This is a genomic window from Chrysiogenia bacterium (assembly GCA_020434085.1).
GTDB lineage: Bacteria > JAGRBM01 > JAGRBM01 > JAGRBM01 > JAGRBM01 > JAGRBM01.
Genome location: JAGRBM010000388.1, coordinates 1 through 8,708, shown reverse-complemented (window position 1 = coordinate 8,708; position 8,708 = coordinate 1). Strand labels below are relative to the sequence as shown.

Here is an 8,708-nt window from a genome sequence, read left to right as displayed (position 1 = left end):
GCTCGAGGCCATCGATTCGGGGGTAGACGCCGACATCGTGGAGGAACTCGGCGACCTGCTGCTTCAGGTGGTTCTCCATTCCCAGATCGCGGCCGATGAGGGCCGCTTCGACCTGATTCCCGTAGTGGACGGGATTTCCGAAAAACTGATTCGCCGTCACCCCCACGTCTTTGCCAATGTGAAGGCCGAGACCGCCGGCCAGGTCGTCGAGAACTGGGAGCAGATCAAGAAGCGCGAAAAGCAGCGCGAGTCCCTGCTCTCGGGCGTTCCCAACAGCATGCCCGCGCTCAGCCGCGCCAGCCGCATCTCCGAGAAGGCGTCCCGCGTGGGCTACGACTGGCCGGTGCGCGAGATGCTCTTCGACAAGCTCAATGAAGAACTCGGAGAGCTCGCACAGGAGCTCTTTCCGGACGGCAAGATTCCAAAGGTCGCTTCGGGCGTTGATGCGGCCCCGGTGCCCGACGCGCCGATCGACGATCCCGAGCGCCTGGATCGCGCCGAGGACGAGCTTGGCGACGTCCTCTTTGTTGTTGCGAACATCGCGCGGCGCTGGGGCATCAATCCCGAGGAAGCGTTGCGCCGTACCAATCGCAAGTTCGAGCGCCGCTTCGCCGCCATCGAACAGGCCGCCAGGGCGGCGGGCAAGCGGCTTGAGGGTCTCACGATCCAGGAAATGGAAGCGCACTATCAGGTGGCGCGTCAGGCCGAGAAGGCCGGGGGCGAATGAGTCCGCGCCGGACCGGCTGGATCCTCGCGCTGACGCTGCTGCTCTGCCCGGCGCTCGCCCAGGCCCGGACGGTCTTCGGGTTCGTTCCGCCGTCGGGAGGCGCCGAGGCCGCCGAGTTGCAGCGTGACCTGCTCGCAAGGCTGGAGCGCACGCGGCGCTACGCACTTCTCGAAGTACAGGCCGCCGATCTCGCGGGGGCCTGCGCCGGCGACAAGCGGCTCGAAAAGGCCGCGCAGCTTGTTCTGACAAAATCCGAAAAATACGCCGCCGAGGTTCGCATTCGCGACTGCGCGAGCGGCGCGCGCGATGCCGCGGCAGTTCGCGCGGGTTCGGCAAAGCTCGCGTCGCTCGCGGGTGCGCTGCGGCAGGACTTCATCGATGGCTACCCGCTGCTGGTCGATCTGGAACTGGAGGGTGGCACCTTGCTGGCAGATGTCGGTCCCGGGGAAAAGGTAGAAGTCGGCGATCTTCTCTACGGATACCGCCGCGCCCCCGATGGCGGTCTCACGCTGGCGCGGCGCCTCAAGGTGGTCGGCTACGATGAGGCGCATTTCCGTTCGCGTTTTGAGGAGTTCTTTCGTCTTCCCGGCGCGGCTTCGCCTGCCGCGGGCGAGCAGATCAGCCCGCGCGCACTCTTTGCCATGGAAGCAAAGGTCCTCAGTGCTCCGGTCGTCGTGACGGCCGCGACGCAGCGAATCGCCGGGCCCGACGAGATTGTGGGCGGAGGCCTCTTTGCCCCGCCGCTGACCGATGCACCGCTCTCGCAGGCTCACGTGCTGCGCGGCAGCGACAAGTCGACGGGCAGGAGTCTGGCGGCGTGGCTCGTGCTGGAAGCTGGCGCGACGCTTCGGCTCGAATGGAAAGGCGACGAAGTCGCCTATCGCGCCGCACTCGGCGGCGCGGTGCTGCGAGTCACGCGAATCGACGACAAGAAGCGAGGGTTGGAGGTTGCCGCGCTGCCGCTTCCCGAGCCCATTGTCGCGGGAGGGCGCACACGGATTCTGGTTTCCTGGAACGGTCCCTGGACGGAGTTCTATGTGGGCGGGCGCTTCGTGGGCGGTTTCGAGGATCTGACTCTGGCAGGCCGCACATTCGAGATCGGTGCCGCCGGTGGTGCTGCGTACCTTTATGAGCCCGAGCTCTTTGAGCTTACGATCGTGCCGAAACAATGATGGGCTTGGCGAGCCAAACCCATGTCCCGCACCAGCTGATTACTCCTCCCCCAGCGCGGCGGGCAGGCTATCGCGACGCGACCACTCGCTCCACGAACCAGGATACAGCCGTGAGCCCTTGAGGCCCGCCACTTCCATGGCCAGCAGGTTGTGGCAGGCGGTGACGCCCGAGCCGCAGTAGTGGACTGCATCCGTCAGGCCTTCGAACTCGCGCACAAGCGTTGCGGGCTGCTTCATCGTCCCATCGCCGCGCAGGTTCTGGGCAAACGCGCGGTTCGCGGCACCGGGAATGTGCCCCGGCCTGGGGTCGACCGGTTCGGTCTCGCCCCGGTAGCGTTCGCCCGCGCGCGCGTCGAGCAGCGCGCCCGGCGCGGCGCCCTCGCTGATGGCACGGGCTTGCCCGAGATTAACCAGCAGCGACTCGCGCGGGGAGGGGACAAAATGCGCGCGGCGGGGGACGACCGTCGGAGCGTTCGTGACGGGCAGCCCCAGCATCTGCCAGCGCGGCAGTCCTCCGTCGAGCACGGCGACGCGCTCGTGCCCGAGCCAGCGCAGGATCATCCACAGCCGCGAGGCCACCGCGCCGCCGGCGTCGTCGTAGCAGACGATGTCGCAGTGGTTCGAGACACCGCGCGACTCCAGGAACTCGACCATTTGCGTAACTGAGGGCCATGGATGACGGCCCGAGCGCCGGGTGCGTGGGCTGCTCAGCTCGGTATCGAGCTCGGCAAACTGCGCGCCGGGGATGTGGTAGCTCAAAAAGGCCTCGCGCCCCTTGCGCGCGGGGTCGAGGTACCAGCGCACATCGAAGATACGCAGCGCGGGGTTTTGCAGGTTCTCATATAGCCAGTGAGCGCTTGTGAGCGGCGTGGGCAGCTCCATGGGGTCAGCCTCCCGGGGCGCCTTGCTTGCGCGCGCCCCATCAATGACAATCGGCGCCATGCACGCGCCAGTTCGATCATACGCCCTTGCGGACCGCTCCGAACAGGGGGAGCCCTGAATGGCCACTCTGGGCATCGGCGTGGACATTGTCGCGCTCTCGCGCATCGAGGAAGCGCTCTCGCGGCGCGAGGGCTTTCTGGACCGCATCTACACGCCCGCCGAGCGCGTCGCCTGCGAGGGGCTTGCCGATTCAACGCGCATCGCGCGTCTGGCCGCGCGATTTGCTGCCAAGGAAGCCTTCTACAAGGCGCTCGGTCCCGCACAGAAGGGACTTTCGTGGCAGGACGTGGGCGTCGAGAGCGACGGCGAGTCCCAGCCGCGGCTTGTGCCTTCCGCGCGCGCGCAGGCGGCGCTCGAGAAGCTCGGCGCCACGCGCGTGCATCTCTCGCTCTCCCATGACGGCGGCGTCGCCATCGCCATGGTGCTCATCGAGAACTAGTCCTTTATTCCGCGCAGCATTGCGCAAAGCACTTCTCTTGTAAGGAGGGGAACATGAAACAAAAACTACTTACGGTGATGGTCGCGTTCTTTGCGATGTCGGCCACCGCCTGCACGACCATCGACTCGGGTGAGGCCGGCGTGCTCTTTCGCGCCTTCGGTGGCACGGAAATGGACCAGGTCTACGGTGAGGGATTTCACCTCGTCGCACCCTGGAACACGATGTACGTCTATAACATCAAGGTTCGCGACGCGAAGGAAACCATGGACGTGGTGACCTCCAACGGCCTGACCGTCGGTGCGGAGTTCTCCATGCGCTTTCGCCCGCTGCGCGAGGAATTGCCGCTGCTTCACCAGAAGATCGGCCGTCTCTATTACAACGAAGTGCTCGGCCCCATCTTTCGAAGCGCCGCGCGCCAGGTGCTCGGTCGGTACAAACCCGAAGAGATCTATTCCACCAAGCGCGAAGCGGTTGAGCAGGAAGCCTTCGAGCTCATCGAGGCAGGGATCGCCGGCAAGCACTTGGTCGTCGAAGGCGTGTTCATGCGCAGCTTTCAGCTTCCCGATCAGCTCAAGCAGGCCATCAACAACAAGCTCACCCAGGAACAGCGCTCGCAGGAAATGGAGTTCGTTCTCATGCGTGAGAAGCAGGAAGCCGAGCGAAAGCGCATCGAGGCCGAGGGCGTGCGCGACTTCCAGACCATCGTGAGCCAGGGCATCTCCGAGCGCCTGCTCAAATGGAAGGGAATCGAGGCGACCATGAAACTGGCCGAGTCGAACAACTCCAAGATCATCGTCGTGGGCAACACCGGCGATTCGATGCCGGTCATTCTGAGCGCGGATAAATAGGGACCCGCGGGACTTGGAAAGCGGTGCGCCCCCAGCGAAGGGATCCTCGCCCGATCGTGTGATGCCGGTGTTGGCCCTGCTTGCCGGCGCCGTTCTGAGCTGGTGGTGGGGCGGCTACGTCCATCACGACACGTTGCCGATTCTTACGCGGATGACGGCTTCACCGTCGTGGTTGCGCGACGCCAACGGCTATCCACTCGAAGTCCTGCTCATGGCTTTGGTACGGCTGCTGCCGGGGGACGCGCGATTGTGGTGGAACGTGCTGGGGTGCCTGCACCTTGGCGCACTTGCCTGGCTCGTGGCGCGGCTGGCGAGCCAGGCGGCTCCCGGTCAGAAGATGCTGCCCTGGCTGGCACCGCTCCTGGCACTTGCGAATCCTTACACGCTTCGCTTCGTTCTTGGGCTGAATTCGGTCGCGCAGCTTTCGCTTTGCCTGCTGCTTTGGTCGTTGAACGCACTGGGGGAGTCTTCACGTGGGCAGCGCGTGGCCCTTGCGGTGCTCGCGCTCTCGCGACTGGAGGGCCTGCTCTTTGCTTTTGCGCTGGCAATTGCCATGGCAGCCAGGCGGTGGAAGGAAGGCGGTGCTCGGCAACTTGCGGGCGACCTGCTTGTTCTGGTGCCTGTTGCAGTTTCCTATCCGCTGCTCTGGAAGGTGCTCTTTGGCCAGTGGTTGGGGCTGACGAAAAGCCTGCAGCAATTCGAGGCGATCATCGGTTTTCGTCCCATGGGATTCCTGGAAATGATTCACTGGCTGCGTGGCGCGTGGCTTGGATTGAGCGGCGATGCGTTTCTGCTGCTCGCATTTGCGGGGGTGTTGCTGCTTCTGGCTGATCGCGCACGATGGTCTCTGCTCCTGCCGCTTTTGGCGCCGGCGGCACTTGTTCACGGGTTCGCGATCGTATCGGGAATGCTGGGCAAACCGATCGGCCTTCGCTACTTCTGGCCGGTAATCCCCTTTGCGGCGCTATGGGTTTCGATTGCAGTGGTGCGGATTGGCGAGCGCATCGGTAGAACCAGGAGGGAACAAATCGCAGCGGCGCTGATCCTCACATTGGCGGGGTGCGCGCCCTACCTGCTCTCACTCGAAAAACTCGGAGCGATCCGGCAGGAACAGCAGGCCATACGCGCGGACGCGGCAGCGGTCGCGCGCTGCTGGCGCGAGCGGGCGCCGGTTGCGCCGACCCTTCTGGTCGTTCCGGGCGGGATTCGCGGCGACGTGATCTATGCGGTCTCGGACGCGACCAGTCTCGCTGAAGTGCTCTTCGAAAAGGCGTATTTCTTTGAACCGGCACGCTACGCGGGTATGCCGGCGCTTTGGTTCGCGTCCGGGCAGTATTCGGACAGGGCGCCCGGAATGTCCGGGCTGCAGGACTTTGCGTGCAGCGGCTTCTCCGGGCCCGGCGCATTCACAGGCGTTTTGAACTAGACTGCCCGGGCGAGTGGGGCGGACGGTCGCGGCGCGTCTTCGGGCGTGTCGAGGAAAGTCCGGACTCCGATGGGGGCGGGCGCTGGTTAACGGCCAGGCGGCGCAAGCCGACGGAAAGTGCAACAGAAAGCAAACCGCCGATGGGGCGCCTTCGGGCGCTCACAGGCAAGGGTGAAACGGTGAGGTAAGAGCTCACCCGGGAGAGCCCGGCAACGGGCCCCGCGGTAAACCCCGCCCGGAGCAATCGCAAATAGGGACGCGTTACGAGCCGAGACCCCCTGGCCAGGCGTCCGGGTAGCGAGCTAGAGGCGTGCGGCAACGCACGTCCCAGAGGAATGACCGTCCAGCGTGCCCCAGACCAGTCTGGAGCATGTGGACAGAATCCGGCTTACAGCCCCACTCGCACTTTTTTTCTTTAACCGGCCGTGTTCGTGCCGGGGACTTTTTCGCGGGCCAGCAATCCCACCAGGGTGAGTGTCACCGCAATCTGCACGCCGATCAGCGCTGCGAGCACCAGCGGCCTTCCGCTGAGCAGCGCTTCGGGCCCGGCTACATTCGGCAGGAAGAGTGTGAGGTTGGCAAGGTTGAATGCCACGAGAAGTATCAGCAACCCGCGCGAGCCCTGAAAGACGCGCCAGCACCACAGCGCGAATGCGAACTCCACGAAAAATGCAATGAGCGGCCACTGCGGATAGAGGCCCGTTCCGACCTTCGCGTTGACCCAGGGCGGAAACAGCGCGATGTCCGGCGCGTGGGTAAGCAGATCGAGCACCAGGTGGGAGAGCACGCCCAGACCCATCGCCAGTGCAAGCTTGCGACGCCCGGCAACTGCAAGCCCGCCCGCAATGAGCCCGGCCACCAACAGCGCGCCTCCTACCGAGTGGGACCAGGGCATGTGAGAGAGATGGATGTCGCCGACGTAGCGCACGCTTGCCTCCGTGCGGGTCGATTCCACGCCAATCAGGTTCAGTACAACCCAGAGGATTTCGATCGCCTGGACAGAGAGCAGCAGCAATGGGAGTGGCGCTTCGGGGAAGCGGCGTTTTAGTGGCAGGGCTGCGGCAGCGTGATTGATCGCAAACATGGAAGATCCTCTAGAGTCTGGTGACATCAGAAAAAGCCGCGATGGGAAAAGCGGGACTATCCGGGCGGATTTGTTGTCGAGTATGCTGCCATACATGCCGATGCTCGATCAATACAAGGAACTCGCCCGTTACAACCGCTGGATGAATGAGAAGCTCTATGCCGCGTGCGCGAAGCTGCCTGCCGAGCAGCTTGCAGAGGAGCGCGGCGCGTTCTTTGGCTCGATCCTGCGCACGCTCAACCACATCCTGTGGGCCGACCGGGCCTGGCTTGCCCGGCTTACCGAAGACCCGACCATCGGGTATTCCTACGCGCCCGGCGGCGGGCTCATCGAGGCCAAAGGCTACGGCCACATCCTCTACGAAGACTTCGCGCTTCTCCAAAAGGAACGCGCGCGCACCGACCATCAGATTGAGCTCTATGCCGGGCAACTCGAAGCCGATGAGCTCGCCGAGGACATGACCTACAAGAATGCGAAGGGTGATGAATTCACCCACCCGCGCTGGTGGGCGATCACTCACCTGTTCAACCATCAGACCCACCACCGCGGCCAGGTCACCACGCTGCTCTCGCAGCTCGGGATCGATGTCGGGGTGACCGACTTCGCGATCATGTTGCGCGGGGGCTGAGTAGCTGGTGGCGAATCCCGTGCTACCGAACTCACCAGTGCCGGTGGCGCGGCCGTCAATACGATCGGTTGTGGTGCTGGCGGGGCTGGCCCTTCTGCTGCTTTCCTACCGCCTCCAGACTATCGGATTCGCGGTAGATGATCTGTTCCTTGCTTTCGACGCCGTAAAGGCGCCGTGGACGGAGATTGGCTCACTGCAGACCGGGCCGTTTCTGGTGCGGATTGTGCTCTGGAAACTCGGTGCGCTATTTTCAGTCGAGCACCCGTACTACTTCATCCTTGTGGTTACGTTCGCGATGCACGGCGCAGCGACGGCGCTGATGTGGACGCTTGCGCGCGAGCGTTGGGATGAGCCCGTCGCGACGGCGGTGGCTGCGGTGTTTTTGCTCAGCGCCAGCGCGAGCGAGGCATGGTTTTGGGCCTCGGCGGCCGGTGACGTGCAGATGGGGTTATTCCTTCTCGTCGCGTTCCTGTGTTGGGAACGCCGCACGCGCGCTCGCCGCTGGCTCGCATGGTCGTTCGCGTTCGTCGTCCTCGCTGTTTTGTCCAAGACCTCCGCCATGCTCTTTCCCGCGGTGCTCTGGCTCGATGCCTGGACGCAGGACCGCCGGGACGCGCGCGCGCTTGTGCCGGCGCTGGCGGGCTTGCAGTTGGTGCTTGCGTTGCTGGCAGCGTGGGCGTTTCTCAACCCCGGCGCGACGCTCGATCCTCTGACCGGAGCGAGCCCTGACTCGATTCAGTTCTACATCGATGGCATTGCCGCGCTGGGAGAATTGCTGGTACGCCTGTTCACGCTGTACAGATTCTCGCGCTTTCTGCCCGAGTATACGCTTCCAGCGCTGGGCCTAATCGTCGGTGCGGCGGCAGTTCTTCAGACGCGCAATCGCACCGTTCGATTTGGCCTGATCTGGGCCGTTGTGATCTTGCTCATCCCCGTGCTCTCCCGGGGGCGGGCGCAAATGCGCTACGGCTATGCCGCACTACCGGGCGCGTTGCTCGCTGCGGTCGCAGCACTCGAATGGCTGGGCGAACGAATCCCCGCGTTGCGTGGCCGCACTCCCGCACTGCTGGGGGCCTTCGCAGCACTCAACCTGATCCAGTATGGCGCGTGGCTCTACCGGCCCTGGTATTGTCTCGATCTCCACGATGCAACGCGCGCGAAGATCCGCGCACATGGCGATGAAGTCATCTCGGCTTCGCAGCTGCGAACCATGATTCGACTTCACACCATGCGTATCACGGACATCCTGAAATACGACCTGAACGCGACGGTGCCGGTGACGAATGTGGACTCTTGCGATCAGGGCGGAGAAGGCCCCTGCATCGGCGCGAACTGGCCGGTGACGACCTACTCCGAGTGTCCGGCGCGTGGCACGGAAGAATCGTTCCTGTTCTGGAAGAGCGCGCCCTGAGCCCTACGCCGCGCGGGAGAGCCCGGCGCGT

General features: G+C 64.3%; 9 protein-coding genes and 1 other RNA gene. 8 read left to right on the top strand and 2 right to left on the bottom strand.

Features of this window, described 5'->3' with window-relative positions; all coding sequences use genetic code 11:
- A partial coding sequence (gene mazG / locus KDH09_13400; protein MCB0220689.1) for a nucleoside triphosphate pyrophosphohydrolase occupies nucleotides 1-727 on the top strand: 727 nt, incomplete at its 5' end.
- On the top strand, nucleotides 724-1,899 hold the full coding sequence (locus tag KDH09_13395; protein ID MCB0220688.1) for a hypothetical protein: 1,176 nt from the start codon (nucleotides 724-726) through the stop codon (nucleotides 1,897-1,899). The genes mazG and KDH09_13395, both read left to right, overlap by 4 nt.
- 39 nt (nucleotides 1,900-1,938) lie before the next feature.
- Here the strand turns inward: KDH09_13395 and KDH09_13390 are convergent, their stop codons facing one another.
- Nucleotides 1,939-2,781 carry a sulfurtransferase gene (locus KDH09_13390; GenBank protein MCB0220687.1) on the bottom strand — a complete coding sequence of 281 codons (843 nt, stop codon included), beginning with the start codon at nucleotides 2,779-2,781 and terminating at the stop codon, nucleotides 1,939-1,941.
- 118 nt (nucleotides 2,782-2,899) lie between these two features.
- On the opposite strand from KDH09_13390, the gene KDH09_13385 reads away from it, so the two are divergent.
- The 4 genes from KDH09_13385 to rnpB all read left to right on the top strand — a co-directional run bounded on the left by KDH09_13385 (nucleotide 2,900) and on the right by rnpB (nucleotide 5,961).
- On the top strand, nucleotides 2,900-3,280 hold the full coding sequence (locus KDH09_13385; GenBank protein MCB0220686.1) for a holo-ACP synthase: 381 nt from the start codon (nucleotides 2,900-2,902) through the stop codon (nucleotides 3,278-3,280).
- A 53-nt stretch (nucleotides 3,281-3,333) separates the two neighbouring features.
- A complete protein-coding gene (locus KDH09_13380; GenBank protein ID MCB0220685.1) occupies nucleotides 3,334-4,128 on the top strand; it encodes a prohibitin family protein in 795 nt (264 codons plus the stop codon).
- A 61-nt stretch (nucleotides 4,129-4,189) separates the two neighbouring features.
- Nucleotides 4,190-5,554 carry a hypothetical protein gene (locus KDH09_13375; GenBank protein MCB0220684.1) on the top strand — a complete coding sequence of 455 codons (1,365 nt, stop codon included), beginning with the start codon at nucleotides 4,190-4,192 and terminating at the stop codon, nucleotides 5,552-5,554.
- Between the two features lie 10 nt (nucleotides 5,555-5,564).
- Nucleotides 5,565-5,961: RNase P RNA component class A (rnpB, locus tag KDH09_13370), an RNA gene on the top strand.
- Nucleotides 5,962-5,969: 8 nt separating this feature from the next.
- Here the strand turns inward: rnpB and KDH09_13365 are convergent.
- Complete coding sequence (locus tag KDH09_13365) at nucleotides 5,970-6,638, bottom strand: metal-dependent hydrolase (GenBank protein ID MCB0220683.1); 669 nt, start codon at nucleotides 6,636-6,638, stop codon at nucleotides 5,970-5,972.
- Between the two features lie 94 nt (nucleotides 6,639-6,732).
- On the opposite strand from KDH09_13365, the gene KDH09_13360 reads away from it, so the two are divergent.
- Both KDH09_13360 and KDH09_13355 read left to right on the top strand, forming a co-directional pair.
- Nucleotides 6,733-7,266, top strand: coding sequence for a damage-inducible protein DinB (locus KDH09_13360; protein ID MCB0220682.1), 534 nt, complete (start codon nucleotides 6,733-6,735; stop codon nucleotides 7,264-7,266).
- Nucleotides 7,267-7,273: 7 nt separating this feature from the next.
- Nucleotides 7,274-8,677 carry a hypothetical protein gene (locus KDH09_13355; GenBank protein MCB0220681.1) on the top strand — a complete coding sequence of 468 codons (1,404 nt, stop codon included), beginning with the start codon at nucleotides 7,274-7,276 and terminating at the stop codon, nucleotides 8,675-8,677.
- Nucleotides 8,678-8,708: the final 31 nt, after the last annotated feature.